Source organism: Sphingomonas sp. (assembly GCF_041661825.1).
Classification (GTDB): Bacteria; Pseudomonadota; Alphaproteobacteria; order Sphingomonadales; family Sphingomonadaceae; genus Sphingomonas.
Map to the genome: position 1 here is coordinate 511,781 of NZ_JBAZTU010000001.1, position 24,852 is coordinate 536,632.

The 24,852-nt window shown below is 65.9% G+C and carries 26 protein-coding genes; 13 read left to right on the forward strand and 13 right to left on the reverse strand.

All coding sequences use genetic code 11. The annotated features are described in order from the left end of the window. Positions 1–46: 46 nt before the first annotated feature. Positions 47–2,095, reverse strand: coding sequence for a protein-disulfide reductase DsbD family protein (locus WC729_RS02215; protein WP_372849080.1), 2,049 nt, complete (start codon positions 2,093–2,095; stop codon positions 47–49). 89 nt (positions 2,096–2,184) lie between these two features. On the opposite strand from WC729_RS02215, the gene WC729_RS02220 reads away from it, so the two are divergent. The 3 genes from WC729_RS02220 to WC729_RS02230 are packed head-to-tail and all read left to right on the forward strand — an operon-like array spanning position 2,185 to position 5,259. Then, a complete protein-coding gene (locus WC729_RS02220) occupies positions 2,185–3,840 on the forward strand; it encodes an alkaline phosphatase family protein (RefSeq protein WP_372849082.1) in 1,656 nt (551 codons plus the stop codon). Between the two features lie 47 nt (positions 3,841–3,887). Continuing rightward, on the forward strand, positions 3,888–4,898 hold the full coding sequence (locus tag WC729_RS02225) for a phytanoyl-CoA dioxygenase family protein (RefSeq protein WP_372849084.1): 1,011 nt from the start codon (positions 3,888–3,890) through the stop codon (positions 4,896–4,898). Between the two features lie 4 nt (positions 4,899–4,902). Beyond that, on the forward strand, positions 4,903–5,259 hold the full coding sequence (locus WC729_RS02230) for a hypothetical protein (RefSeq protein ID WP_372849086.1): 357 nt from the start codon (positions 4,903–4,905) through the stop codon (positions 5,257–5,259). A gap of 7 nt (positions 5,260–5,266) precedes the next feature. Here WC729_RS02230 and WC729_RS02235 read toward each other — a convergent pair whose 3' ends face one another. Further along, entirely contained in the window at positions 5,267–5,596 is a 330-nt protein-coding gene (locus WC729_RS02235) for a multidrug efflux SMR transporter (protein WP_372849088.1), read from the reverse strand. A gap of 40 nt (positions 5,597–5,636) precedes the next feature. Further along, the gene (locus WC729_RS02240; RefSeq protein WP_372849090.1) at positions 5,637–6,566 is read right to left on the reverse strand and encodes a right-handed parallel beta-helix repeat-containing protein; all 930 of its coding nucleotides are present in this window, start codon (positions 6,564–6,566) and stop codon (positions 5,637–5,639) included. 186 nt (positions 6,567–6,752) lie between these two features. On the opposite strand from WC729_RS02240, the gene WC729_RS02245 reads away from it, so the two are divergent. Together WC729_RS02245 and WC729_RS02250 are read left to right on the forward strand one after the other, a co-directional pair. Next, positions 6,753–7,202 (forward strand): hypothetical protein, encoded by a 450-nt coding sequence (locus WC729_RS02245; RefSeq protein ID WP_372849092.1) that lies wholly within the window; start codon positions 6,753–6,755, stop codon positions 7,200–7,202. After that, positions 7,199–7,537, forward strand: a complete 339-nt coding sequence (locus WC729_RS02250; protein ID WP_372849094.1) for a transcriptional regulator — start codon at positions 7,199–7,201, stop codon at positions 7,535–7,537. The genes WC729_RS02245 and WC729_RS02250 overlap by 4 nt, the downstream gene beginning before the upstream one ends. Positions 7,538–7,665: 128 nt before the next feature. On the opposite strand, the gene metH is transcribed toward WC729_RS02250, so the two are convergent. The 4 genes from metH to WC729_RS02270 all read right to left on the reverse strand — a co-directional run bounded on the left by metH (position 7,666) and on the right by WC729_RS02270 (position 13,388). Next, positions 7,666–10,323: a methionine synthase gene (gene metH / locus WC729_RS02255; RefSeq protein WP_372849096.1), complete on the reverse strand. Its 2,658-nt coding sequence runs from the start codon at positions 10,321–10,323 to the stop codon at positions 7,666–7,668. A gap of 100 nt (positions 10,324–10,423) precedes the next feature. Continuing rightward, a complete protein-coding gene (locus tag WC729_RS02260) occupies positions 10,424–11,470 on the reverse strand; it encodes a homocysteine S-methyltransferase family protein (protein ID WP_372849098.1) in 1,047 nt (348 codons plus the stop codon). Positions 11,471–11,481: 11 nt separating this feature from the next. Next, the gene (gene metF / locus WC729_RS02265) at positions 11,482–12,420 is read right to left on the reverse strand and encodes a methylenetetrahydrofolate reductase [NAD(P)H] (protein WP_372849100.1); all 939 of its coding nucleotides are present in this window, start codon (positions 12,418–12,420) and stop codon (positions 11,482–11,484) included. After that, a complete protein-coding gene (locus WC729_RS02270) occupies positions 12,417–13,388 on the reverse strand; it encodes an ArsR/SmtB family transcription factor (protein ID WP_372849102.1) in 972 nt (323 codons plus the stop codon). Before WC729_RS02270 ends, metF begins: the two co-directional genes overlap by 4 nt. Positions 13,389–13,534: 146 nt before the next feature. On the opposite strand from WC729_RS02270, the gene WC729_RS02275 reads away from it, so the two are divergent. From WC729_RS02275 to WC729_RS02290, 4 genes are all read left to right on the forward strand, one after another. Then, complete coding sequence (locus WC729_RS02275) at positions 13,535–13,825, forward strand: hypothetical protein (RefSeq protein ID WP_372849104.1); 291 nt, start codon at positions 13,535–13,537, stop codon at positions 13,823–13,825. 105 nt (positions 13,826–13,930) lie between these two features. Beyond that, a complete protein-coding gene (locus WC729_RS02280) occupies positions 13,931–14,125 on the forward strand; it encodes a hypothetical protein (protein ID WP_372849106.1) in 195 nt (64 codons plus the stop codon). Beyond that, complete coding sequence (locus WC729_RS02285; RefSeq protein ID WP_372849108.1) at positions 14,122–15,072, forward strand: aldo/keto reductase; 951 nt, start codon at positions 14,122–14,124, stop codon at positions 15,070–15,072. Before WC729_RS02280 ends, WC729_RS02285 begins: the two co-directional genes overlap by 4 nt. Positions 15,073–15,100: 28 nt before the next feature. Continuing rightward, entirely contained in the window at positions 15,101–16,084 is a 984-nt protein-coding gene (locus WC729_RS02290; protein ID WP_372849110.1) for an SMP-30/gluconolactonase/LRE family protein, read from the forward strand. A gap of 27 nt (positions 16,085–16,111) precedes the next feature. Here WC729_RS02290 and WC729_RS02295 read toward each other — a convergent pair whose 3' ends face one another. Then, positions 16,112–16,516 carry a GFA family protein gene (locus WC729_RS02295; RefSeq protein ID WP_372849112.1) on the reverse strand — a complete coding sequence of 135 codons (405 nt, stop codon included), beginning with the start codon at positions 16,514–16,516 and terminating at the stop codon, positions 16,112–16,114. A gap of 84 nt (positions 16,517–16,600) precedes the next feature. Between WC729_RS02295 and WC729_RS02300 the strand changes: the two genes are divergently transcribed. The 3 genes from WC729_RS02300 to WC729_RS02310 all read left to right on the forward strand — a co-directional run bounded on the left by WC729_RS02300 (position 16,601) and on the right by WC729_RS02310 (position 19,172). Continuing rightward, positions 16,601–17,293, forward strand: coding sequence for a helix-turn-helix transcriptional regulator (locus WC729_RS02300; RefSeq protein WP_372849114.1), 693 nt, complete (start codon positions 16,601–16,603; stop codon positions 17,291–17,293). Between the two features lie 92 nt (positions 17,294–17,385). Further along, entirely contained in the window at positions 17,386–17,832 is a 447-nt protein-coding gene (locus WC729_RS02305) for a DUF2231 domain-containing protein (protein WP_372849116.1), read from the forward strand. A gap of 29 nt (positions 17,833–17,861) precedes the next feature. Continuing rightward, positions 17,862–19,172 (forward strand): sorbosone dehydrogenase family protein, encoded by a 1,311-nt coding sequence (locus WC729_RS02310; RefSeq protein WP_372849118.1) that lies wholly within the window; start codon positions 17,862–17,864, stop codon positions 19,170–19,172. A gap of 9 nt (positions 19,173–19,181) precedes the next feature. Here the strand turns inward: WC729_RS02310 and WC729_RS02315 are convergent, their stop codons facing one another. Both WC729_RS02315 and WC729_RS02320 read right to left on the reverse strand, forming a co-directional pair. Further along, positions 19,182–20,048, reverse strand: coding sequence for a sigma-70 family RNA polymerase sigma factor (locus WC729_RS02315; RefSeq protein WP_372849120.1), 867 nt, complete (start codon positions 20,046–20,048; stop codon positions 19,182–19,184). Between the two features lie 2 nt (positions 20,049–20,050). After that, positions 20,051–20,524: a carboxymuconolactone decarboxylase family protein gene (locus tag WC729_RS02320; RefSeq protein WP_372849122.1), complete on the reverse strand. Its 474-nt coding sequence runs from the start codon at positions 20,522–20,524 to the stop codon at positions 20,051–20,053. Between the two features lie 125 nt (positions 20,525–20,649). On the opposite strand from WC729_RS02320, the gene WC729_RS02325 reads away from it, so the two are divergent. After that, the gene (locus WC729_RS02325) at positions 20,650–21,093 is read left to right on the forward strand and encodes a hypothetical protein (RefSeq protein WP_372849124.1); all 444 of its coding nucleotides are present in this window, start codon (positions 20,650–20,652) and stop codon (positions 21,091–21,093) included. Between the two features lie 16 nt (positions 21,094–21,109). Here WC729_RS02325 and WC729_RS02330 read toward each other — a convergent pair whose 3' ends face one another. The 3 genes from WC729_RS02330 to WC729_RS02340 form a co-directional block, all read right to left on the reverse strand. Further along, positions 21,110–21,553, reverse strand: a complete 444-nt coding sequence (locus WC729_RS02330; protein WP_372849126.1) for a hypothetical protein — start codon at positions 21,551–21,553, stop codon at positions 21,110–21,112. 143 nt (positions 21,554–21,696) lie between these two features. Next, complete coding sequence (locus WC729_RS02335) at positions 21,697–23,292, reverse strand: isocitrate lyase (protein WP_372849128.1); 1,596 nt, start codon at positions 23,290–23,292, stop codon at positions 21,697–21,699. 138 nt (positions 23,293–23,430) lie between these two features. Beyond that, the gene (locus WC729_RS02340; RefSeq protein ID WP_372849130.1) at positions 23,431–24,819 is read right to left on the reverse strand and encodes a short-chain fatty acyl-CoA regulator family protein; all 1,389 of its coding nucleotides are present in this window, start codon (positions 24,817–24,819) and stop codon (positions 23,431–23,433) included. Positions 24,820–24,852 lie beyond the last annotated feature (33 nt).

The following is a 24,852-nucleotide window of genomic DNA, read 5'->3' on the forward strand; positions in this document are numbered from 1 at the left end:
CAAGTTCCATGCTGCGACGTTTTGTTGCGGCGCACAAGGGGCGTTTTCAGGTGCCGAGTTTGGCCAGCATACCAGGCGTAAGGACCTGCGGGAGCACCTCCGGCTCGGCGCCGCCCGGCGGATAATAGAGGTAGAGCGGCACGCCGGCACGGTTATGCGCCTGGATGAAGCGGCCAAGCACGGGATCGCCATCGGTCCAGTCGCCGACCATCACCGCGACCTTGTGTGCGGCAAAGGCGGACTGTGCCGTGTCGGTCTCGATCGCGACCTTCTCGTTGACCTTGCAGGTCAGGCACCAGTCAGCGGTGAAATAGGCGAAGACCGGCCGGCCCTCGGCACGGAGTGTCGCGAGCCGCGCTTCGCTGAAGGGTTCGGCCGAGCCCGTGGTCTGCGCCGGGCCGGCCTGCGGGCGGTGCGCCGTCGCGGCGAGCCAGATGCCGCCGGCGACGATCACAAGCAGCATCACCATGGCGGTGATGCCGAAGCCCAGGCCGCGCGCCTGACGCCGGCCTGCGGCCCACAGCACGATTGCCGCGCCGAGCGCGACGAGCAACCCCTGAGTCATGCCATCGACGCCGGTCTGGCGGCCGAGCACCCAGACGAGCGCGATCGCGGTCAGCCACATCGGGATCGCCAGGATGCGGCGGAATGTCTCCATCCATGCGCCGGGCTTGGGCAGGCGCTTGCGGAGCGCGGGCACGAAACCGAGGGCCAGGAAGGGCAAGGCAAGACCGAGGCCGAGGCCGGCGAACACTGCGAGCGCAGCGGGCCACGGGAGGACCAGCGCCGCGCCCAGCGCCGCACCCATGAACGGACCAGTGCATGGGGTGGCGATGAAGGCGGCGAGCGCGCCGGTGGCGAAGGCGCCGCTCGCCCCGCCCGCCTGGTTGACGAAGCGCGGCGTCGGGATCTCGAACAGCCCGCCAAGGTTGAGCGCGAGCGCCACGGTCAGCAGCAACAGCACCATGATCGCGCGCGGGTCCTGCAGCTGGAATGCCCAGCCGACCGCGCTCCCTCCTGCCCGTAGCGCGAGGATCGCGCCGCCCAGCGCCACGCACACCGCAACGACGCCAGCGGTATAGGCCAGCGCCTCGTGCCGCGCCGAGCGCTCGTCGAGATGGCCCCGCGCAAGGCTCAGTGCCTTGAGGCTGAGGATCGGGAAGACGCAGGGCATGATGTTGAGGATCAGCCCGCCGAGCATCGCGCCGGCAAAGGCGATCAAGGTCGCCATCAGCACGCCGTCAGGCGCGCCTGCGGATGACAATGCCGCCGCCACAGTGCCGGCCGCTGCCGTCACCATCAGCCCCTGCCCCGGCGCGATCCGCAATACGCCGACCAGCGGGCCGGTGCCGCCTGTGCCCGCCCTGGTCTCGATCACGACGCGGTCGCCATCGCGTGTCACCTTCTGCTCGGCCGCGTAATCGACCAGCCCCGTGGTGATCGGGAAGAAATAGGCATCCGCCAGCGGCGCGCCCGCCGGATACGGCACGGCGATCCGGATCCGCTCACCTTCTTTCTGGAAGCTCCCCTTTGCATCGAGCGGCTTTGGAATGGCGCGACGCCACGCATCGAAACGCGTCCGGCTCTCGGCAGAGACGGCACCATCGCCCACGATCAGATCAACCGACAGATCGGCTTCCTCGGGCACGCAAAGCGTCTTGGTGCAGACCAGATATTGCGCGTGGAGCTTCACCGGCAGGCTCGTTCCCGTCGCGAGGCCCGCGGGTACCTTGAGCGTGACCAAAGGCGCATAGGGTGCCTCGAACACATAATTCATCAGACCGGCCATCAGCAGCATGCCGGGCACGGGATAGGCGGGCTCGCCGACGGCGACGTCCTTCGGGAGAGTCCATTTGAGCGTCGCCGGGAAACCCGCATCGCCGGGATTCTGCCAATAGCCGTGCCAGCCTGGCTCGGGCCGCGAGTCGAGTGCGAGCGTCACATCCTGCCCCGCAGCCGGCGTCGTCGTCTCGGCGACCAGCCTTATCGCAAGGTGCGGCCCTTTGCCGAGCGCCGCCGGGCCTTCGGCATGCGCGCCAGCCAACGCGGCCAGTGCGGCCATAAACGTCACAATCAGGTAACCCAACGCGCGCATCGGCCATCCTTGTCGGCAGTCCCGTGCTGGCCCATAGCGGCGGGCGCGGTGCATTGCACCTGAGCGCGGAGAATCATTACGTGAAAAGATTGGCATCTTTCGCCACCCTGGCCGCCATCGCGATCGCGGCGCCCCTCTCCGCTCAGGATACTCTGCCGCCCGCACCTGTCACCACGCCGACGACGCCCCCCAGGTTGATCGTCGCCATCTCGGTCGACCAGTTCTCCGCCGACCTGTTCGCCGAATATCGCAACCGCTTCACTGGCGGTTTCAGGCGGCTGCTGGACGGCGCGGTCTTCCCGTCGGGCTATCAGAGCCATGCCGCGACCGAGACCTGCCCGGGCCATTCGACGATCCTCTCGGGCTTCCGCCCCGAGCATACCGGGATCATCGCCAACAACTGGGCCGATCTGAAGACGCCGCGCGCCGACAAACAGGTCTATTGCGCCGAGGACGAGAGCGTGCCCGGTAGCACCTCTTCCAAATATACCGTGTCGGACAAGCATCTGCTCGTGCCGACGCTCGGCGAGCGGATGAAGGCGACGAATCCCGCGGCGCGCATCGTCTCGGTCGCGGGCAAGGACCGCGCCGCGGTGATGATGGGCGGCCACAGGGTCGATGAGCTCTGGTGGTGGGACGGCAAGGCGTTCGTTTCCTATGCCGGCCGCGCCGTGCCGCCGGTGGTCGAGCGGACGAACACGACGGTTGCGGCGCTGCTCGCCCAGGCGCAGGGGCCGCTCGACGAGCCCGATTTCTGCCTGCCGCACGACCGCGCCATTCCGGTCGGCGGCGGCAAGACGGTCGGCAGCGGCCGCTTCGAGCGTGCTGCCGGCGACGTGAACAAATTTCGCGCCTCGCCCGCCTTCGACGCCTCGATCCTCGCACTCGCCGCTGGCATGGTTCAGGACATGAAACTCGGCCAGGGCAGCACGACCGACCTGATCGCGGTCGGCGCCTCGGCCACCGACTATGTCGGCCATGGCTATGGCACCGAAGGCAACGAGATGTGCGTTCAGCTCGCCAATCTCGACCGCTCGCTCGGCTCGTTCTTCGATGTGCTCGACAAGACCGGCGTCGATTATGCCGTGGTCCTGACCGCCGACCATGGCGGGCACGACCTGCCCGAACGCAACCGCGAGCATGCCGCTCCAGAGGCCGCGCGGATCGATCCGGCCTTCACCCCGGCTGCGATCGGCAAGGAGATCATCGCCAAGCTGAAGCTCAAGGTGACCGGATCGCTGCTCTATGGCGATGCCGGATCGGGCGACGTCTGGATCGATCCCAAGCTCACCAGGGCGCAACGTGCCGCGGTGCTGAAGGAAGCGCTCGTCCGCATCCGCGCGCATCCGCAGGTCTATGCCGCGTTCAGCCGGGACCAGATCGCCGCGACACCCACGCCGAGCGGCCCACCCGAGACCTGGACTCTACTGCAGCGCGCCCGGGCGTCCTATTATGCGCCGCGATCGGGCGACATCGTGGTGGCGATGAAGCCGCGCGTCACGCCGATCGCCGATCCGACCAAGAGCAGCGTCGCCACCCATGGCAGCTTCTGGGATTATGACCGGCGCGTGCCGATCCTGTTCTGGCGCAAGGGCATGGTCGGCTTCGAACAGCCGCTGTCGGTCGAGACGGTCGACATCATGCCGACGCTCGCCGGGCTGATCGGCCTGCCGGTCTCCGCGCCGAAGCCGGACGGGCGCTGCCTCGATCTCGATGCGGGGCCGGGCTCGACCTGTCCCTCATAAGAGGATCGATTGACGGGCGCGCGACGCTCGCCGATGTTGCCGGGCCTATGACCGCTTCCTCAGCCGCGCGCGCTTCCGCTCCTGACGATCAGCTCGATGTCCGGGGCCTCGAGGAATTCTGGGCGCGGCACAGCTTCCGGTCGCAAGCCCAGCCGACTCGGGCAACCGAGCTGCGTCCGATGCTCGATGTGCTGGGGCTCGGCCTCGAGCAGACGCTGACCTATCTCGGCGACGAACGACCCGACTTCGCGGCGTTCCGGGCGTGGATCCTGCAGACTGCCGGAGAAGCCGATCCGGTGAAGGTCGCGCGGTTCCATGCGTGGCTCGACGGCGCGCCGCCCCCTGAAGCGGTCGTGCGAATGCTGCAGGCGATCGACGACGCGCCGGCCGTGCTTGGCCGGGACGATCTGGCGCATTGGGACGAGCATGGTTACGTCATCCTGCGCCGGGCGATCAGCGCGGAACAGGCCAGAGCGGCTGAAGAACTGCTCTGGCGCCAGGTGAACGCCACGCCGGACGATCGGGACAGCTGGTATGTGCGCCGCCCCAACGGCATCATGGTCCAGCACTTCCAGGACCCGGCGATGGAGGCGGCACGGCAATCGCACCGCGTGCACAAGGCACATGCCCAACTCTGGGGTACCAGCGATCTCTGGATGATCACTGATCGGCTGAGCTTCAATCCGCCCGAGCGGCCGGGCTATGCCTTTCCCGGACCGCGCCTGCATTTCGACATGAGCCTGGCCCTGCCCATCCCGTTCGCGACTCAGGGCATCCTCTATCTCACCGATACGTCCGCCGATCAGGGCGCGCTCCAGCTCGTGCCGGGTTTCCACAAGGGGATCGAGGGCTGGCTTGAGAATGTGGGCGATAGCGACCCGCGCGAGGTCGACCTGAGCGGCGGGGCGGTGACGATTGCGGCAGACGCTGGCGACATGATCATCTGGCGGCAGGACCTGCCGCACGGCGCCAGCCCGAACCGCACCGATCGGCCACGCATGGCGCAATATCTGACGATGTATCCGGCGGACCTCACCGCCAATCCGGTGTGGCGCTAGGCCTATGGACGGCGGCGAACCGAAGACCGGCTTTCGTCTATCGCGCAGCCCGATGTTCCCGGTGTGGCTGGCCATCCTGTATTTTGCGAGCGCGGGAATCTCGATTCGATCGGTGAGGGGTGGCCTTGTGTTTCTGGCCCTCCTTGGTGTGGGCTGGCTCTTCGAAACACGGTCACGGCGGCCGAACCGCTCACTCTATCGGGTCGGGATGGCGTCGGTGCTTCTCGCATGGCTTGTCGTGGAGTTTGCGGTGGGCGACGGCTGGCTGTTCGGCGCAGTCCTCTGGCTGGGCATGACTGCTCTCGGTCTCATCTGGACGGCCTATTACGAGCGAACCGAACCGCTGACTGAACGGCCATAGCCGAAGATCAGTGCGCCGCCGCTTTCGAGAAGACGTTCATCACGACGACGCCAGCGATGATCAGCGCCATCCCGGCCATGGCAGCAGTGTCGAGCTTCTGCCCCTGGAAGATCCAGGCGATCGCCGCGATCAGGACGATGCCAACGCCCGACCAAATCGCATAGGCGATGCCAGTCGGCACTGTCTTCAGGGTCAGCGACAGGAAATAAAAGGCGATCGCATAGCCGATCGCGGTGACGATCGCCGGCACCGGGCGGGTGAAGCCATCGGACAGCTTCATGAAGGAAGTCGCGCAGACCTCCGAAGCGATCGCGATGGCGAGGAAGAGATACGGCATGACCGGCCTATAGCGCGCCGGCGCATCTCGCGACAAAGGCTCAGCGCGTCTCGAACATCCGGATACCGGTGCCGAGCTTGTTCGCGCCGACCGCCAGCCGCTCATGACTGTAGTCCGCGACGAAGGCCGGGCTGCGCGTCTCGCCCGGGGCGAGGCTCGCGACATTGCCTTCCACGCGCAGGCCGGCCGAGCGGTAGTTGCGCGCCTCCGCGGCGACCACCACGAAACCGGTCCAGTTCTCTTTCTGCCGCCCCTGGACGAACGTGTTGCGCGTGATCAGGCCGGTGGATCCTTCCGGCAGGTCGATCATGTAATTGGTCTTGCGCCCGGCGGTATCGTCGAAGCTGTTGTCGGTGATCGAGATATTGGGGATGCGCAGCTTCACATAATGGCCGCCGGTGCCGCGTTCGAAGCGCGAATTGGTGATCGAGACCGATCCCTGATTGGCGAGATAGATGGCATGGGCGCAGTCCGGCGTCTCGTCGCACTGGCCGAGCCCGGCAAAGGTCGAGCGGTCGATCACGATCTTCTGGTTGACCGGTTCTCCGCCGAGAATGCCTTCCTGGCTGTCCATGAACATCGAATTGGTGACGGTGAGGCTGCCCATCTCGGTCCGCACGCCGGCGCCGTTGCCATCGGGCACGCGCATGTTGCGAAAGACGAGGCCGTCGACGGTCGATCCCTGGCCACGCAGCACGAAAGCCGCCTTGCCCTCGCACGTCGTGCCGTCGAAGATCGCGGTGCCGGGCTGGACTGCCTTGAAGGTGATCACCCCGCCCGCCTGCACGGTGCATTGGTGGTAGACGCCCGGCGCGATGAGGATCGTCGCAGTGCCCATGCGCACCGATTGCACCGCGTCGTCGATCGTCGCGAAGCCCTGGCCCGTCTCGGCGATGGTGAAGGGCGCGCCGCGTTGGGCGGCGGCGGGGACGGTCAGCGCGAGGGCGATGAACGGGATGATGCGGCGCATGGGGGGCTTGCTCCTTCACGCGGGGGAATGCGCCGGAGCGGGAGATATGGGAAGGGTAATAGAGGGTTAACCCTCACCCTTCCCGTCGTAATCGGGAGGGCCATTCACTTTCCAATGTGGAAAATTACGACTTGACGATGTGGAAAGCGAAGCGCATCACTTTCCACATTGGAAAGGGAGATTCACATGTCCACATCATCCACCGACGCAGCCGAGGCACTGGCCGCGATGCGCGCATCGCAGGCCCGTCTGGCCGCTGCGGCGGATTGTCCGCCCGCGCGCCATCTGGCGTTCGGCGCCGTCATGGGATGCCTGGTCGCCACGCCGGCCTTGCCGACGCTTTATACGCTGGTGGCAGAAGCGGCGCTGATCGCGTGCGTGGCGCTGATCGTCCGGTGGGATCGCCGGCGGACGGGCATGTTCATCAACGGCTATCGCTCCGGACGCACCCGCCCCATCACCTTCACGATGCTGGCGATCTTTCTCGCTTTGTATCTCGCCAGCGTCTGGCTGGCCCGTGAGCGCGGCATCCACTGGGCGCCAGTGGCGATCGGCGGCGTCACTGCGGGGCTCGCTTATTATGCCAGCATCCTGTGGCAGCGCGCATTCCGGCGCGAGATGGGTGTGGCCGCGTGAGCGTGCCACGGCTGGCCTTCGATCCGGTGATCCACCCACCGGCGCGGCTGCAGATCATGGCAGTGCTGGCTGCAGTGCAGGATGCCGAATTCGCGATGCTGCGCGAGACCGCCGATGTCAGCGATTCCGTGCTGTCGAAGCACCTCTCGGCTTTGTCCGAAGCCGGCTATGTCCGGCTGCGCAAGGCAGCGATGGATGGGCGGCAGCGGACCTGGGCGTCGCTGACCCGGCCGGGACGTGTCGCGTTTCGCGGGCATGTCGCGGCGCTGCAGGCATTGGCGGGCGTGGTGGAGGAACCTGACACGATGGGTGCGCAGGCTGCGGTGCAGACGTAACGTTTGCTCTCCCCTTCCGTTCGCCCTGAGCTTGTCGAAGGGCTGTTCTTTCGGCGATCGAGAACAAGAACAGTGCTTCGACAAGCTCAGCACGAACCGGAAGAGGGAATCCCCTAGACAAACATTGCCTAGTCCAGGTTAGGCCGCAGCCAGCGCTCCGCCGTCGGGAGATCGATCCCACGCCGTTCGGCATATTCCTCGAGCTGGTCGCGGCCGACACGGGCAACGCCGAAATATTCCGCCTGGGGATGGCCGAAATAGAAGCCGGAGACCGCCGCGGTCGGCAACATCGCGAAGCTCTCGGTCAGCGAGATGCCCGTCGCGTGGTGCGCATCGAGCAACTTGAACAGCGTCGGCTTCAGGCTGTGGTCCGGGCAGGCAGGATAGCCGGGTGCCGGGCGGATGCCGCGATATTGTTCCTTGATCAGCGCTTCGTTGGTCAGCTGCTCATCCGGCGCATAGCCCCAGAGGGTGGTGCGGACATGGCGGTGCAGCGCCTCGGCCAGCGCCTCGGCGAAGCGGTCGGCCAGGGCCTTCAGCAGGATGTCCGAATAATCGTCGATCGCTGCCTTGAAGCGAGCGAGGTGCGGTTCGATGCCGTGGATGCTGACCGCAAAGCCGCCGAGCCAATCGCCGTCGCGGCTGATGAAATCGGACAGGCACATATTCGCCCTGCCCTCGCGCTTGGCGATCTGCTGGCGCAGCATCGGGATGCGTACGAGATCGTCATTCTCGACAAGGCCCAGATGCTCGAGCCCGCCGAGTTCCTCGGGATTCCACACGCCCTCGGGATCGACGAAGATATCGTCCTCATGCCGCACGCACGGCCACAGCCCAGTCACGGCGCGCGCGGTCAGCCATTTTTCGGCGATGATCTTGTCGAGCATCGCGTTTGCGTCGGCGAACAGACTGCGCGCACTTTCCCCGACGACCTTGTCCTCGAGGATCGCGGGGTAGTTGCCGGCCAATTCCCAGGCGCGGAAGAAGGGCGTCCAGTCGATGATCTCGCGCAGCTCGGCCAGGTCCCAGTCGCGGAAGATGTGCACGCCGGGTTGGTGCGGCGTCGGCGGCTTGAGGCTCATGTCCGCGTCGAACGCATTGTCGCGGGCAACCTTCAGCGGGACGAGCTCGCTCTGGGTGCGGCCGGCGCGGGCGACGCGGACTGCCTCATATTCGTCGGCGGTCTTGAGGACGAAGGCATCCTTCTGCGTGTCGCTGACCAGGGTCGAGGCGACGCCGACCGCGCGGCTGGCGTCGAGCACATGCACCACCGGGCCGTCATAAGCGGGCGCGATGCGGAGCGCGGTATGAACCTTCGACGTGGTGGCGCCACCGATCAGCAGCGGCATCTTCATGCCGGCGCGCTTCATCTCCTCGGCGACGGTGACCATCTCGTCGAGCGACGGGGTGATCAGGCCCGACAGACCGATCATGTCGGCGTCATTCTCGTTGGCGGCGGCGAGGATGGCGGACCAGGGCACCATGACGCCCATGTCCACCACGTCGAAGCCATTGCACTGAAGCACGACGCCGACGATGTTCTTGCCGATATCATGCACGTCGCCCTTCACGGTCGCCATGATGATCTTGCCCTTGCCGCGCGCGCCGGGCTCCTTCGCCGCCTCGATGAAGGGAAGCAGATGCGCCACCGCCTTCTTCATCACGCGCGCCGATTTCACCACCTGGGGCAGGAACATCTTGCCCGATCCGAACAGGTCGCCAACGACGTTCATGCCGTCCATCAGCGGACCTTCGATCACTTCGATCGGGCGCGCGAAGAGCTGGCGGCATTCCTCGGTATCGTCGACGACATGCGCGTCGATGCCCTTGACCAGCGCATGTTCGAGCCGCTTGGCGACGGGCCAGCCGCGCCATTCGGCCGCCTGCTTTTCGGCGACTTCGTCTGTGCCCTTGTAGCGTTCGGCGAGCGCGATCAGCCGCTCGGTCGCGCCATCGTCCTTGTTGAGGACGACGTCCTCACAGGCCTGGCGCAGCTCGGGGTCGATCGTGTCGTAGACGTCGAGCTGCCCGGCATTGACGATCGCCATGTCGAGCCCGGCGGGGATCGCATAGTACAGGAACACCGAGTGCATCGCGCGGCGCACCGGCTCATTGCCGCGGAACGAGAAGCTCAGGTTCGAGAGGCCACCGGAGATGTGGCAATGCGGCAGCCGCGCCTTGATCTCCTTGCACGCCTCGATGAAGTCGTTGCCGTAATTATTGTGCTCCTCGATCCCCGTCGCGACCGCGAAGATGTTGGGATCGAAGATGATATCCTCGGGCGGAAAGCCGATTCCCATCAGCAGGTTATAGGCGCGTTCGCAGATCTCGACCTTGCGTGCCTGGGTATCCGCCTGACCGACCTCGTCGAACGCCATGACGACGACGGCGGCGCCGTACTGCATGACCTTCTTCGCCTGAGACAGGAACTGAGCTTCGCCCTCCTTCATGCTGATCGAATTCACGATCGGCTTGCCCGAGACGCATTTCAGCCCGGCTTCGATCACCGACCATTTCGAGCTGTCGATCATGAAAGGGATGCGCGCGATATCGGGTTCGGCGGCGATCAGCTTCAGGAAGGTGGTCATCGCCACTTCGGCGTCGAGCAGGCCCTCGTCCATGTTGACGTCGAGCACCTGCGCGCCCGATTCCACTTGCTGCAGCGCGACTTCGACCGCAGCGGGATAGTCGCCCGCCATGATCAGCTTCTTGAAGCGCGCCGATCCGGTGACGTTGGTGCGCTCGCCGATATTGACGAACTGGGCAGAGGAGGGAGCAGAGGCCAAAATAAAATCCGTTCGTTTCGAGCGAAGTCGAGAAACCTGGGTCAGCGCGCCGTCATTGTGTCTCGACTTCGCTCGACACGAACGGTTGGTTGTCCTGCGCTTATGCCGCCATCGTCATGGGCTCCAGCCCCGCAAGCCGCGTCTTCACCGGCGGCACCGCCGGCGTGCGCGGAGCGAGTTCGGCCACTGCCTTGGCGATCGCCGCGATATGCGCCGGGGTCGATCCGCAGCAGCCGCCCAGGATGTTGACCTGGCCGTTCGCCGCCCATTCGCGCACCAGTCCGGCGGTGGTCACCGGCATCTCGTCATATTCGCCGAGCTCGTTGGGCAGGCCGGCGTTCGGATAGACCATGATCAGCGTGTCGGCGATGTCGCTCAGGGTGCGCACATGCGGGCGAAGCTGTTCCGCGCCGAACGAGCAGTTGAGCCCGATGGTGATCGGCTTGGCGTGCCGCACCGCATGCCAGAAAGCCTCGACTGTGTGGCCCGATAGGTTGCGGCCCGACAAATCCGTCAGCGTCATCGACAGCATGATCGGCACGTCGCGGCCGAGATCGTCCGCTGCCTCGAGTGCCGCCATGACGCCAGCCTTGGCGTTGAGCGTATCGAACACCGTCTCGATCAGGATGAAATCCACCCCGCCTTCGAGCAGCGCATCGGTCTGCTCGCGATACACGCTCTTCAGATAATCGAAGTCGATCTCGCGAAAGCCGGGATCGTTGACGTCCGGCGACAGCGACAAGGTCTTGTTGGTCGGCCCGATCGCGCCGGCGACGAAGCGGGGGCGCCCGTCCTTCGCCTCATATTCGTCGGCGAGCCGGCGGGCGATCTGCGCGGAGGCGATGTTGATCTCCTTGACCAGGCTCTCCGCGGCATAATCGGCCTGGCTGATCACGTTCGCGCTGAAGGTGTTGGTCGAGACGATATCCGACCCCGCATCGAGATATTCGCGCGTGATCGTCTCCGGCACCTCGGGTTTGGTCAGCGCGAGGATGTCGTTATTTCCCTTCTGGTCCTTGGCCAGGCCGAGCGAGCCGGCATAATCGGCCTCGTTCAGCTTCCAGTTCTGGATCTCGGTGCCGAAGGCGCCGTCGGTGATCAGGATGCGCTTGGCGGCTTCGGCCAGCAATCTTTCGCGTGCGGTCATGGTCATGGTCCTCAGGCTGCCGCTTCGTGCGCCGACGTCTTCGCGCGCAGGCCCAGCATGTGGCAGATCGCGAAGCTCAGCTCGGCGCGGTTGAGCGTGTAGAAATGGAAGCTGCGCACGTCGCCGGCATAGAGGCGGCGGCACATTTCCGCGGCGACGGTCGCCGCGACGAGCTGGCGCGCGGCGGGATGATCGTCGAGCCCGTCGAACAGCCGGCCCATCCAGTCGGGGATTTCCGCCCCGCACATCGCCGCGAATTTGCGGGTCTGCGCGACGTTGGAGACGGGCAGGATGCCGGGAACGATCTCCGCCGTGATGCCCGCCGCCGCAACGCGGTCTCGGAAGCGGAAGAACGCTTCGGGCGAGAAGAAGAATTGCGTGATGCCGCGGTTGGCACCGGCATCCAGCTTGCGCTTGAGATTGTCGATATCGGCCGTCGAGTCCGGCGAATCCGGGTGGCATTCGGGATAGGCCGCGACCGAAATCTCGAACGGGTGGAGCTTCTTCAATCCGGCGACCAAGGCCGCCGCATTCTCGTAACCGTCGGGATGCGCCGCGAACTTCGCGCCGGCAACGGGCGGGTCACCGCGCAGTGCGACGATGTGCCGGATCCCCGCCGCCCAATATTCTTCGGCGACCTGATCGATCTCGGCCTTGCTCGCCTCGACGCAGGTGAGGTGCGCGGCGGCGGCCAGCGAGGTCTCGCGCTGGATGCGCGCGACAGTCGCATGGGTGCGCTCACGGGTCGATCCGCCGGCACCATAGGTGACTGAGACGAAGCGCGGAGCGAGCGGCTCGAGCGTCTTCACGGCCTCCCACAGCGTCTCTTCCATCTTGGGCGTTTTGGGCGGGAAGAATTCGAACGATACCTGAGCGTCGCCCGCGAGATCGGCGAACAAGGGCGACGCCTGGGCGCGGCGCGCTTCGCTTTGCGGGTTCTGGGTCGTCATGCTGCCTTAACCTCTCGTACCGGTATCTGTTTTTGCGTGGTCGCCTTGCGGGCGAGCCAGAGCTTCACCGTCAGTTCGCCGCCCTCCAGCGTCTCGGTGCGCGCGGAGGTCAGCCCGGCGGCGTCGAACCATGCCGCGATCTGCTCGTCGGAAAAGCCGAGGCGCGTGTGCGCATCGCGCGTGCGCAGTTCCTCGCGATCGTGCGGCGCGAAATCGGCGATGAGCAGGCGCCCGCCGTCGGCCAGCACCCGCGCCGCTTCGGCGATCGCGGCGCCGGGCTGCTGCGCGAAATGGAGCACGTGATGCAGGATCGCCGCATCCGCCTCGCCGTCGCCGAGCGGCAGCGCGTAGAGATCGGCCTGGCGCAGCTCGGCATTGGCGAGGCCGCGTTCGGACAGTTTTGCGCGGGCGAGACGCAGCATTTCCGAGCTGCGATCGATGCCCAGCGCATGCTTTGCGCGGCCGGCGAACAGTTCGAGCATGCGGCCGGTGCCGGTGCCGATATCGATCAGCTGGCCGATCGGTGCATCCCCCAGCACGGCGGACATCGCGGCCTCGACCTCGCTCTCGGCGATGTGGAGCGAGCGGATCGCGTCCCATTGGCCGGCATTGGCCTCGAACCAGACCGCCGCCGAGGAAGCGCGGTCGGCACGCACCGCCGCCAGGCGTGCTGCGTCGGCGACTGCCCAATGATCGGGCTCGAGCTTGCCCCATTGGTCGAGCGACGCGAGTACCGGATCGACCTTCGAGGCCGTGCCCAGCGCCACGAACACCCAGCTGCCTTCCTTGCGCCGCTCCGCGAGCCCTGCGTCGCACAGGATCTTCACATGGCGGCTAACGCGTGGCTGGCTTTGGCCGAGCACCTGTGCGAGCTCGCCGACCGACAGCTCCATCGAGCGCAGCAACGCGAGGATGCGCAGGCGGGTGCCGTCTGCAAGCGCGCGGAATATATCGAGGGCTAGGGTCATTGTCGAAGTAGATATAAAGATATCTTTATATGAGGTCAACGACGCAGGCCATGGAACCGAAGCGCATTGCGCGCGTCCGACCCGTTCGATAGCGTTCGCCACGACGCGCCGATGCCGAAGCGCATCCCAGAAGAGGAACCCGACAGATGACGAAATTCCTGGTCCTGCCGCTTGCCGTGACCGCTGCCCTGGGCCTCGCCGCCTGTAGCCCCAAGGCGCAGAACGAAACCGCCCAGGCCGCCGACACGATCGCCGCCGACGCCAATGCGACGATGAGCGAAGCCGCCGCCGATACCGGCGCCGCCGCCGATCGTGCGCTGGGCGCCGCCGAGGCATCGATCGACAATGCCGGCGCCGCGATCGACAATGCGTCCGATAAGGCGCTCGACAAGACCGGCAATGCGATGAAGGCAGCCGGCAGCGAGATCGAGGACTGATAAACCGGCCGTTCGTGCTGATCGTGTCGAAGTGTTTCTCTGACAACTTTGACATTGCCAGGCCGGACGGTCCGTCGACAAGCTCGCAAACGAACGGAGACTCGGATGACCTGTTCAAGGTCCGGCACCCTGCTGGCCGGCGCATTGCTGCTCGCCTCCTGCGGGGGCGGCAGCGACACGCCCGGCGCGGCGACACCGGCCGAGGCGCGGGCGCTGAACGACGCCGCGGCGATGCTCGATGCCAACAGCGTCGACATGAACGCCGTTTCGGCGAACGAGATCGAAGAGGAACAACAATGACGACGCTTCGCCGCCTGGGCGCGACCGATCTCCACATCGCCCCGCTGGTGCTCGGCGGCAATGTGTTCGGCTGGACCGCCGACAAGGCGACCAGCTTCGCGGTGCTCGACGCCTTCGTCGCGGCGGGCGGCACGATGATCGACACCGCCGATGTCTATTCGGCCTGGGTGCCCGGCCATCAAGGCGGCGAATCCGAGAGCGTGATCGGCGAATGGCTGCGCAGCAGCGGCAAGCGCGACAAAGTTCATATTGCGACCAAGGTCGGCATGCTCCCGGGTGAGGGCGGCGAGAAGCTGGCGCCCGCGCGCATTGCCGCCGCGGCCGAGGCGTCACTCAAGCGGCTCGGCGTCGAACAGATCGATCTCTATTTCGCGCATCAGGACGATGATGCGGTCGCGCAGGAGGATGCGCTTGCTGCCTTCGCCAGGCTGATCGACGCCGGCAAAATCCGCGCGCTCGGCGCGTCCAACTTCCATGCCGGGCGGCTCAAATCGGCGAGCGATGCGGCCAGGGCGCATGGCCTGCCGCATTATCAGGTGCTGCAGCCCGAATATAACCTGGTCAGCCGCCACAAGTTCGAGGGCGAGCTGCAGGATTATTGCGTCGTCCACGATATCGGCGTGGTGCCCTATTACGGGCTCGCCTCGGGCTTCCTGACCGGCAAATACCGCTCGGCCGACGATCTCGGCAAGAGCGTGCGCGGCGGGCGGATGGGCGATTTGCTCGAGGGCAAGGGCAAGGCCGTGCTGGCCGCGATGGACGACGTCGCCGCCGAGACCGGCGCGACGCTCGCGCAGATCGCGCTTGCCTGGCTGGCGGCACAGCCCGGCGTCACCGCGCCGATCGCGAGTGCGACCGGCGTCGCGCAGATGGAAGAGCTTGCCGGGTCGATCGGCCTGGACCTGACGGAAGGGCAACTCGATCGGCTGACCAACGCCGGCGCCTGACGTCAACGCCTTATGGGAGGATGAGGATATGAAGACTGTTTTCGCAGCCGCGCTCACGACCCTATTACTGGCCAGCACATCGGCCATGGCCCAGCAGGCCCCTGCTCCGGCCGCACCGCAGCCGTTTGCCGCCGGAACCCCGCTCGGCGTGACCGCCGAGGGCAAGTTCAATCCCATGTCATCCAATGTGAAGGTCTATGGTGCGCTCGTGAATGCCGAGAGCTGCAGCTACGATCCGACGCGCAACCTGATCCTCGCGGTCAACCGCGGCGCGGGGCAGAAGGAAGCGCCGAACGACGGCTTCGTCTCGTTGATCAACCATGACGGATCGGTCCACACGTCGAAATGGATCGGCGCGACGCGCAACGGTCTCGTGCTCAACCAACCCTTCGGCAGTGTCGTACACGCCGGCAAGCTCTACCTCGCCGACAGCGACGGCGACACGACGGACGGAGCGAAGCGCGTCTCCGTCATCCGCATGTTCAACCTGAAGACCGGCGCCCCGGCGGGCGAGATCGCCAGCCCCGACGTCGCCTGGCTCAACGATATTGCCGTCGCGAAGGACGGCACCATCTATGGATCGCAGACCGGCAGCGCCGACGCCCAGACGCCGTGGCGGATCTACCGGATCACGCCCGACGGCAAGACCTCGGTCTTCCTTGAAGGCGCGCCATTGTCGCGCCCCAACGGCGTCGCGGTCGACAATGACGGCAATGTGGTGGTGGTGAATATCGGCGACGATTCAGTCCTGACCTTCTCGCCCGCCGCCAAGCTGATCAAGACCGAAAAGGCGGCGCAGCCGGGCAATGACGGGCTGGTCATCATGCCCGACGGCACCAAATATGTGAGCAGCGTGGTGAATGGCGGCGTCTCGCGCATCCGCCCGGGCCAGCCAGCGCAGCTCATCGCGACTGGCATCCCGAGCGCCGCGTCGATGTGTCTCGATGTCGAAGCGAACCAGCTCGTCATCCCGATGAATCCGAACAACTCGCTGGCCTTCGTTAAGCTGTGACGGCCGGCCCCTAAGGGCCGACTCGTTTTACAGATAAGACGTGACCGCCGGCTTCTCCCACCAGAGATTGTCTCGGCCGTTGGCATAGTTGACCGGGGCGTCGGCCAGTTCCTGCGGCGTCGCGTCGTCGAGGCAGTTGACCGCGATGCTGACATAATCGCCACCGATCTGCTCGACATGGCCGTCGCCGAACGGTGCGCAACCGCAATTCCGGCAGAAGCGGTGATGGCCGGACAGCGTGCCGAATTGATAGTCGGACAGGGCTTCCTTGCCCTGGAGCAGGCGGAAGGCGTCGGGCTTGATGTTCACCCCCCAGCCCCGGCGCTTGGTGCAGATCGAGCAATTGCACTTGCCGGTGCCCGCTTCGAGATCGAGATCGGCTTCGAACGCGACCGCGCCGCAGTGGCAGCTGCCATGATAGGTCTTGAGCATGATGGTCTCCCTTGGTTGCGGGAGTCGACATACTGCCACCCTGCTGCCAGCATGGTGGCAGCAGCATGTCACTAGGACCACTTCATGCGCCGCGCCGACCGCCTGTTCGAGATCGTCCAGATCCTGCGCCGCGAGCGCCGGCCGATCACGGCTGACGCCATCGCCACCGAACTCGAGACGTCGAAACGATCGGTCTATCGCGATATCGCCGCTCTGATGGCACAGCGCGTGCCGATCCGCGGCGAGGCCGGGATCGGCTATGTCCTGGAAAGCGGATTCGATCTGCCGCCGTTGATGCTCAATCCCGAGGAGGTCGAGGCGGCGGTGCTGGGCGCGCAATGGGTGGCGGGGCATGGCGATCCCGCTTTGGCCAATGCCGCGCGCAACCTGATCGCGAAGATCGCCGCCGTGGTGCCGGCGGAGATGCGGGCGCTGGTGGACGATCCTGCGGCGCGGACCCCACCAGCGTGGAAAATGCCCGAGGATGCGGTCGATGCCACCACATTGCGCCAGGCGATCCGCGCGGGGCGCAAGATCGCCCTGTCCTATCGCACAGAAGACGGGAAGGCGTCCGACCGCACGGTCTGGCCCGCCCTGATCGGCTATCACGACAGCGCTCGGGTGCTGATCGCCTGGTGCGAACTGCGCGACGGCTTTCGCAGCTTCCGCCTCGACCGGATCGTAGCGGCCGAGATACTCGACACGCGCTACCCGGCACGGCCGGGGCAGCTGCGCGCACGCTGGCTCGCGGAGATCAAGTCGCCGTTCATACACTAGTTTAGGGTCGCGGGATCGGCGGAACTCGACCGGCGCCGGATCGTACTAACTGCCTCTCGGGACATCCTCCCGATGGCCGCAGGACAACAGCGATGACGGACACGCGCCAACCCACCGCCACTCTTGGCGGACATCCCATTCATGTGTTGCTGGTGCCCATCCCGATCGGCTGCTTCGTCGCGGCGTTCGGCACCGATATCGTCTATGCGCTCACCGCCGACATGGCCTGGGAAACCGCGTCGATCTGGCTGATCACGATCGGGCTGATCGTCGCTGCCTTCGCGGTGCTCGCCGGATTGATCGATTTCCTGTTCAGCCGCCGGATCCGCTCGCTACCGCCCGCCTGGCCGCATGTCATCGGCAATGCAGTGGTCATCGGCCTGTCGATCGTGAACGCCTTCGTCCACAGCCGCGACGGCTACACCTCGGTCGTACCGCTCGGCATCTCCCTCTCAGCGATCGTCGTGCTCATCCTCGCCTTCACGGGCCTGATGGGCTGGCGGATGGTCCACCGCGACGGCGTGGGGACGGCCCGGTGACCAGCGCTCTTCATCAAGGAATCTCCGCCATGCGTGTTTCGCGGCTTCTCCTCCTCTCCGGCGCTGCCCTGGCGCTCGCAAGCTGCGGCAACGGGACACCGGCCGATCCAAGCACTCAATATGGCGCGGACCCGACCCTGCCCGCCCCGCGCCAATATCTCCTGCCGCCGATGAAAGTGGCGGAAGCGACGCCCTGGACCAATGGCGAGATGCCGACCGTCGCGGCGGGCCTGAAGATCGCACCGCTCGCTACGGGGTTGATGCATCCGCGCCAACCCTATGTGCTGCCCAATGGCGACGTGCTGATCGTCGAGAGCAGCGGCCCGGCCGAGCCGATCCACCGCCCCAAGGACATCATCATGGGGCTGGTCCAGAAACAGGCGGGCGCGGCGGCCAAGGGCGGCAATCGTATCACCCTGCTCCGCGACACGAACGGCGACGGCAAGCCCGAGGTCCGGACGATCTTCCTCGACCATCTTACCTCGCCCTTCGGCGTCGCGCTGGTCGGGCATGATCTCTATGTCGCCAATACCGATGCGATCATGCGCTACGCCTATGTCGATGGCGCGACGAAGATCGACGGAGCCGGCACCAAGCTGACCGATCTGCCCGGCGGCCCGATCAACCATCACTGGACCAAGAGCCTGGTTGCCAGTGCGGACGGCACGAAACTTTATGCCGGCGTCGGATCGAACAGCAACATCACCGAGAACGGCATCGCCGCCGAGACCGGCCGCGCCGCGATCTGGGAGATCGACCGTGCGACTGGCGCGCACCGCATCTTCGCCAGCGGCCTGCGCAATCCCAATGGCCTGACCTGGAACCCGCAGAGCGGCAAGCTCTGGGCGGTGGTCAACGAGCGCGACGAGATCGGACCGAACCTCGTCCCCGACTACATGACTTCGGTTCAGCCCGGCGCCTTCTATGGCTGGCCCTACAGCTATTACGGTCAGCATATCGACGCCCGCGTAAGACCGCAGCGACCCGATCTGGTCGCGAAAGCGATCGCGCCCGATTATGCGCTCAGCTCGCATGTCGCGCCGCTCGGCCTCGCTTTCTACACCGGCGCCAATCTGCCAGCGCAATATCGAAACGGCGCGTTCGTCGGCGAGCATGGCAGCTGGGATCGCAGCCCGTTCAACGGCTACAAGGTCGTGTTCGTGCCTTTTGCCGACGGCAAGCCGAGCGGGCCGCCCCGGGATATCGTCACCGGCTTCCTCGACGCGCAACAGAAGCACGCCCGCGGACGCCCGGTCGGCCTGGCGGTGGACCGCACCGGCGGGCTGCTGATCGCCGACGATCTCGGCAATACGGTGTGGCGGGTCACGGCGGCGGGCTGACCTCGGCGATCACTGCAGCGTGCCGTCGATGTGGCGCAGCTTGTCCGGGTTGCGCACGACATAGATGGCCTTGATCCTCTCGCCCTCGATCAACAGCGCGGTGGTCTGCAGCGTATCGCCCTCGATCGTGACGAAGCCGGGCAGGCCGTTGATGAAGCCGTAGCGGACGACCTGCGACATCTGCTCCGCGAACACCCGGTTGAGCGTTGCCTGGAACGTCATTACCGCATCGAACCCGATGATCGGCGCGAGCGCCGCGGGCTTCTTGCCGCCGCCGTCCGAATAGACCGCGACGTCGTCGGCCAGCATCGTCTGCAGCGTCTGCATGTCGCCGGTCCGCGACGCCGTGAAGAAGGCCGCCGCGAACGCCATCCCGCGCGACTTCGGCAGTTCGAACCGCGGTCGCGCGGCGCGCACGTGCGTGCGCGCCCGGCTGGCGAGCTGGCGGCAGGCCGCCGCCTCCCGGTCGATCGTGTCGGCGATCTCGTCGAAACCGACGCCGAACACATCGTGCAACAGGAAGGCGGCACGCTCGAGCGGCGAGAGCCGTTCGAGCGCGAGCATCAGCGGCAAGGTGACGTCGTCGACCTCATCCTCCGTCTCGACCATCGGCTCGGGCAGCCAGGGCCCGACATAGACCTCACGCCGCGCCCGCGCCGACTTGATCTGGTCGAGGCAGAGGCGAGTCACGACGCGGCGCAGATAACCCTTGGGCTCCTGCACCGCGGCGCGATCGACCGCGTTCCAGCGCAGGAACGCGTCCTGCACCACATCCTCGGCGTCCGACACCGATCCGAGCATGCGATAGGCGATGCGGATCAGGGTCGGGCGCAGCGGATCGAACGCCGCGACGGCATCCATGGCGGTCCCGGTCATCGTCAGGCCGCCGCGGGAACCGAAGCGAGCTGGGCTTCGGTCATCGGCCCCGCGCGAAAGCCGACGCCGATGCGGTTGAAGCCATTGATGGCGACGATCAGCAGGGTGAGTGCCGCCTGCTCCTCGGGCGTGAATTCGGCGATCAGCATCTCGTAATTCTCGTCCGAGGCATGGCCGTCGGTCAACCGGGTCAGTGCCTCCGTCCAGGCCAGCGCCGCGCGTTCGCGATCGGTGTAGAGCGGCGTTTCGCGCCATGCATCGAGCATATAAAGCCGCTGCTCGGTCTCACCATGCTTGCGCGCGACGCGGGTGTGCAGATCGAGGCAGACCGCGCAACCATTGATCTGCGAGGCGCGGGTCTTGACCAGCTCCATCAGGCTCGTTTCCAGGCCGAGCTGGCTCGCCTTGGTACCGAAGTCGACCAGCAGGTTGATCGGGCTGTCGGGGCGGATGAACGGGTTCAGTCGGGTCGTCATGATCACTCTCTCTCGTTCGGGGCAATTCCCGAAAGACAGGACGAGGCCGGCTCCGCGATTGTGACACGCGACCCGAAAAAACTATGCACTTGCCGTTGCGCGGCCGGCTGCTAGGGGCGCTTTTCATGAAAGCCCAGACCCAGCAGAAGCTCCGCCGCTATCATCTCTATATCGGGATGTTCCTGGCGCCGGCGATCCTCTTCTTCGCGCTCAGCGGGGCGTTACAGACCTTCCGCCTCCAGGAGGAAAAAGGCTGGGGCGGCACGCCGCCGACCTGGATCGTCTGGCTGGCCAGCGTCCACAAGGACGACCGCCTGCCTCAGGCGAAGGCAGCGGAAGCCGATGAGCATGCCAAGCCGACGGTAAAGCCCGCTGCGCCCAAGGCAGCGCAGAAGCCCAAGCCCTCCGCGCTGCCGTTCAAGATCTTCGCGGTGCTGATGTCGATCGGGCTGATGCTCTCGGCGGTGCTGGGCATGGTCATCGCACTGAACAACCGCGCGACGCGTCGGGTGTCGACGATCATGCTGGTGGCGGGCGTGGTGGTGCCGATCCTGTTGCTGAAGATCTAGGCGAAGAACCGATTGTTTATCGGTCGCGGGATTCAGGGGAAGTCCGACCGACCAGCTTGATGGCAAGCGCTTCGGACTCGCGATTCGCCTTGGCCCAATCCGTCTCCTCGCTTTTCGAGAAGGTCTGCAACACCGCATCGGCTTCAGCCCTGGTGCAGAGCTGAATGGTCGGCGTCACGTTTGTGACCTCCCACCATTTGATCACGCAACGGTTGTTCGGACCGGGTTCGCCCCAGCACACGCTCCAGGGGCGGACCGGAAAGAGAAACACCGTTCCTTCATCGAGCTTGCGCCCTTGCAAGGCCGTGTCGAACTGTTTCCAGCACTCGGCCTTTTTGCCAGGTCCTTCGCGCCGCTCGCACAGGCACGAGCGTTCGGCCTCATCCTGCAACGCGGCCACGCTGCCCGGCAGCTTGCAGCCTGAAAGACCTGAGGCGGCCAGCAACGCGACACTCAGCATCGCAGAATTCCGCATCACGCCCCCTGACGGCGCGCCAGGCGCCACGGGGAAAGCTTCCACCTTCCCACGCCAGGCGCAAGAGCCCTTGCTACGACAACGGCCCGGGGCTTGCGCTCCGGGCCGCTCTCTCACCACCGTCCGCTTTACGCTGCGAACTGGTTCATCGTGTTGTGCGCGCCGCCGGCCTTCAGCGCGGCCTCTCCGGCGAAATATTCCTTATGGTCGTCGCCGATATCAGAACCCGACATGTTCTGGTGCTTCACACAGGCAATGCCCTGGCGAATCTCCTGACGCTGCACGCCAAGGACATAGCCGAGCATCCCTGCCTCGCCGAAATACTCCTTTGCCAGATTGTCGGTCGACAACGCGGCGGTGTGATAGGTCGGCAAGGTGATGAGGTGGTGGAAGATGCCCGCCCGGCGCGCGCTGTCCGCCTGGAAGGTGCGGATGCGCTCATCGGCTTCGTCGCCCAGATCGGTCCCGTCATAATCGACGCTCATCAGGCGCGCCCGGTCATAAGCCGAGACGTCCCTGCCCTCCGCCGCCCAGGCGTCGAACACCTGCTGGCGGAAGTTGAGCGTCCAGTTGAACGAGGGCGAATTGTTGTAGACCAGCTTCGCGTTCGGGATGACCTCCCGGATGCGATCGACCATGCCCGCGATCTGCTCGATATGCGGCTTCTCGGTCTCGATCCACAACAGGTCCGCACCGTTCTGCAGCGAGGTGATGCTGTCGAGCACGCAGCGATCCTCGCCCGATCCGGCGCGGAACTGGTAGAGGTTCGAGGCCAGCCGCTTCGGCCGCATCAGTTTGCCGTCGCGGTTGATCACGACATCGCCGCTGCGGGCGTTCTCGGGCGTGATCTCCTCGCAATCGAGGAAAGCATTATACTGATCGCCCAGATCGCCCGGCTCCTTGCTGAAGGCGATCTGCTTTGTCAGGCCGGCACCGAGCGAGTCGGTGCGCGTGACGATGATGCCGTCCTCGACGCCCAGCTCCAGAAAGGCGTAGCGGCAGGCGCGGACCTTGGCGAGGAAGTCCTCGTGCGGCACGGTGACCTTACCGTCCTGATGGCCGCATTGCTTCTCGTCGGAAACCTGGTTCTCGATCTGGAGCGCGCAGGCGCCTGCCTCGATCATCTTGCGCGCCAGCAGATAGGTCGCCTCGGCATTGCCGAAGCCGGCGTCGATATCGGCGATGATCGGCACGATATGAGTCTGGTGGTTCTCGACCGCGGCGAGCAGCTGCTTCTCCTTGAGCTGGTCGCCCGCCTCGCGCGCCGCGTCGATCTCGCGGAACATCATGCCGAGCTCGCGGGCATCGGCCTGGCGGAGGAAGGTGTAGAGCTCCTCGATCAGCGCCGGGACCGACGTCTTCTCATGCATCGACTGATCGGGCAGCGGGCCGAATTCGGAGCGCAAAGCCGCGATCATCCAGCCCGAGAGGTAGAGATAGCGCCGCTCGGTCGAGCCGAAATGCTTCTTGATGGCGATCATCTTCTGCTGGCCGATAAAGCCGTGCCAGCATCCCAGCGACTGGGTATAATTGGCCGGATCGGCATCGTACGCCGCCATGTCCTTGCGCATGATCGCGGCGGTGTAGCGCGCGATGTCGAGCCCCGTGCGGAAACGGTTCTGGACACGCATGCGCGCCACCGCTTCGGCATCGATCCCATCCCAGGTGCCGTTCTTGCCGCCGATGAGCTGGCCGATCTGTGCGATGTCGTTCTGGTAGGTCACGGTACGTCCCTCGCTTGGTGATATGCGAGGATAAGTACACAAATTGACAAGCCACAGACCCTCTACACGAGAGACAATTGCGTTAAGCTGTCACGGCCTTCCAGAATTGCGAGTAAATTTGTAAATTATCGACTCAATCTAGTCGCCGCCAAAGGTGAAGGGCGACACGCCACGTTCGCGCTCGTTGATCAACAGTGCCCGCCCGATCGGCGGTGCCGACCGCTGGGGGCAGCGCTCGCGCAGGCAGGCACGGCAACCAAGGCCGATCGGGGTCGCCTCGCCCTTCAGGTCGATGCCCCGCGCCGCCGCCAGGCTACCGGCGAACTCGGCCGCGACACCCAGCCCGATCGCGAACTCCGTCGGTACTGCGCCATAGCGCCGGCCCTGCGGGGCCACCGTCCGTGATATGGTGAGCCAGCGAGCCCCACCCTCAAGCTCGACCAGCTGCACGGCGAGGCTGCCGGGCCGGTCGAAGGCATGGTGCATGCGCCAGAGCGGACAGCGCCCCTCGGCCTCGGCCAAAGGCGACCCGCTCGCGCCCGAGAAGCGTTTCGATGCCTGGCCGGCCCGGTCGATGCGCACCATGAAGAAGGGCAGCCCGCGTGCGCCGACGCGCTGCAGGGTCGGCAGCCGGTGCGCGACCTGCTCGAATCCCGCGCCGAAGCGCCGCTGGAGCAATTCGAGATCATAGCCGGTCGCCTCACAGGCGCGCAGGAAGCGCGCATAGGGCATCATCACCGCGGCGGCGAAATAGCTGGCGAGGTGCCGGCGATAGAGCCGCTCCGCTGCGCGATCGGTAAAGCTCGCGCCCTTGGCCAGCGCATCGATCTCGCTGCGTGCTTCGATCTGGGCGAGCTGGAAGGCGGCGGCAAAGGTGCGCGAGGCGGGATCGAGCGTCTCGCTCAACTGCAATTGCCGTGCATGGAGATCGAGCCGGCGCAACAGGTCCGGCATCACATCGACCGGCAGGATGCGGATGGTGAGCTGGTGCTTGACCCGCAGCCGCTCGCCGATGGCGCCATAAAGATCGCCCGCGCCGAGCCGCAGTTCGTCCGCCAGCTTCTCTGCCGCCGCGTCCAGATCGGCAAAATGCCCGCGCCACCGCTCGATCTCGCGCCGCACCTCCGCGATCGGATCGCTGGCATTCACCTCGCCCGATACGGCACCCGATCCGATCCGGTCATAGGCCCGCGCAAAAGCCTCGGCCCCGCCCGGCGCGCCCGCCAGCCACTCCTCGACTTCGTTCCGGTCGATCTCCAGATCGGCGAACATCGGATCCGCCAGCCGTCGCCGGATCGCCGATTCCCCGCCGCCCGGCTCGCCCGCGGCCAAGGCGCGCGGATCGAAATCGAAGCTCTCGGCCAGTTTGACCAGCAGCGACGCCGACAAGGGCCGCTGGTTGCGTTCGACCAGATTGAGGTAGCTGGGCGAGATCGCCAGCACGTCGGACATCGCCGCCTGGGTCAGGCCCGCCTGACGCCGCAAGCGCCGCACCGCGTGTCCGGCAAAGAGTTTCCTGTCCGCCATATTCCCGCCCTTCGACTACCGCCCTCCTCGGCG

What these genes read in the sequence shown, in the direction of transcription:
- WC729_RS02215 (WP_372849080.1), bottom strand. Translation starts at nt 2,095, where the DNA reads ATGCGCGCGTTGGGTTACCTGATTGTGACGTTTATGGCCGCACTGGCC.
- WC729_RS02225 (WP_372849084.1), top strand. Translation starts at nt 3,888, where the DNA reads ATGACCGCTTCCTCAGCCGCGCGCGCTTCCGCTCCTGACGATCAGCTC.
- WC729_RS02230 (WP_372849086.1), top strand. Translation starts at nt 4,903, where the DNA reads ATGGACGGCGGCGAACCGAAGACCGGCTTTCGTCTATCGCGCAGCCCG.
- WC729_RS02235 (WP_372849088.1), bottom strand. Translation starts at nt 5,596, where the DNA reads ATGCCGTATCTCTTCCTCGCCATCGCGATCGCTTCGGAGGTCTGCGCG.
- WC729_RS02240 (WP_372849090.1), bottom strand. Translation starts at nt 6,566, where the DNA reads ATGCGCCGCATCATCCCGTTCATCGCCCTCGCGCTGACCGTCCCCGCC.
- WC729_RS02245 (WP_372849092.1), top strand. Translation starts at nt 6,753, where the DNA reads ATGTCCACATCATCCACCGACGCAGCCGAGGCACTGGCCGCGATGCGC.
- WC729_RS02260 (WP_372849098.1), bottom strand. Translation starts at nt 11,470, where the DNA reads ATGACCGCACGCGAAAGATTGCTGGCCGAAGCCGCCAAGCGCATCCTG.
- metF (WP_372849100.1), bottom strand. Translation starts at nt 12,420, where the DNA reads ATGACGACCCAGAACCCGCAAAGCGAAGCGCGCCGCGCCCAGGCGTCG.
- WC729_RS02270 (WP_372849102.1), bottom strand. Translation starts at nt 13,388, where the DNA reads ATGACCCTAGCCCTCGATATATTCCGCGCGCTTGCAGACGGCACCCGC.
- WC729_RS02275 (WP_372849104.1), top strand. Translation starts at nt 13,535, where the DNA reads ATGACGAAATTCCTGGTCCTGCCGCTTGCCGTGACCGCTGCCCTGGGC.
- WC729_RS02280 (WP_372849106.1), top strand. Translation starts at nt 13,931, where the DNA reads ATGACCTGTTCAAGGTCCGGCACCCTGCTGGCCGGCGCATTGCTGCTC.
- WC729_RS02285 (WP_372849108.1), top strand. Translation starts at nt 14,122, where the DNA reads ATGACGACGCTTCGCCGCCTGGGCGCGACCGATCTCCACATCGCCCCG.
- WC729_RS02290 (WP_372849110.1), top strand. Translation starts at nt 15,101, where the DNA reads ATGAAGACTGTTTTCGCAGCCGCGCTCACGACCCTATTACTGGCCAGC.
- WC729_RS02295 (WP_372849112.1), bottom strand. Translation starts at nt 16,516, where the DNA reads ATGCTCAAGACCTATCATGGCAGCTGCCACTGCGGCGCGGTCGCGTTC.
- WC729_RS02300 (WP_372849114.1), top strand. Translation starts at nt 16,601, where the DNA reads ATGCGCCGCGCCGACCGCCTGTTCGAGATCGTCCAGATCCTGCGCCGC.
- WC729_RS02305 (WP_372849116.1), top strand. Translation starts at nt 17,386, where the DNA reads ATGACGGACACGCGCCAACCCACCGCCACTCTTGGCGGACATCCCATT.
- WC729_RS02310 (WP_372849118.1), top strand. Translation starts at nt 17,862, where the DNA reads ATGCGTGTTTCGCGGCTTCTCCTCCTCTCCGGCGCTGCCCTGGCGCTC.
- WC729_RS02315 (WP_372849120.1), bottom strand. Translation starts at nt 20,048, where the DNA reads ATGACCGGGACCGCCATGGATGCCGTCGCGGCGTTCGATCCGCTGCGC.
- WC729_RS02320 (WP_372849122.1), bottom strand. Translation starts at nt 20,524, where the DNA reads ATGACGACCCGACTGAACCCGTTCATCCGCCCCGACAGCCCGATCAAC.
- WC729_RS02325 (WP_372849124.1), top strand. Translation starts at nt 20,650, where the DNA reads ATGAAAGCCCAGACCCAGCAGAAGCTCCGCCGCTATCATCTCTATATC.
- WC729_RS02330 (WP_372849126.1), bottom strand. Translation starts at nt 21,553, where the DNA reads ATGCTGAGTGTCGCGTTGCTGGCCGCCTCAGGTCTTTCAGGCTGCAAG.
- WC729_RS02340 (WP_372849130.1), bottom strand. Translation starts at nt 24,819, where the DNA reads ATGGCGGACAGGAAACTCTTTGCCGGACACGCGGTGCGGCGCTTGCGG.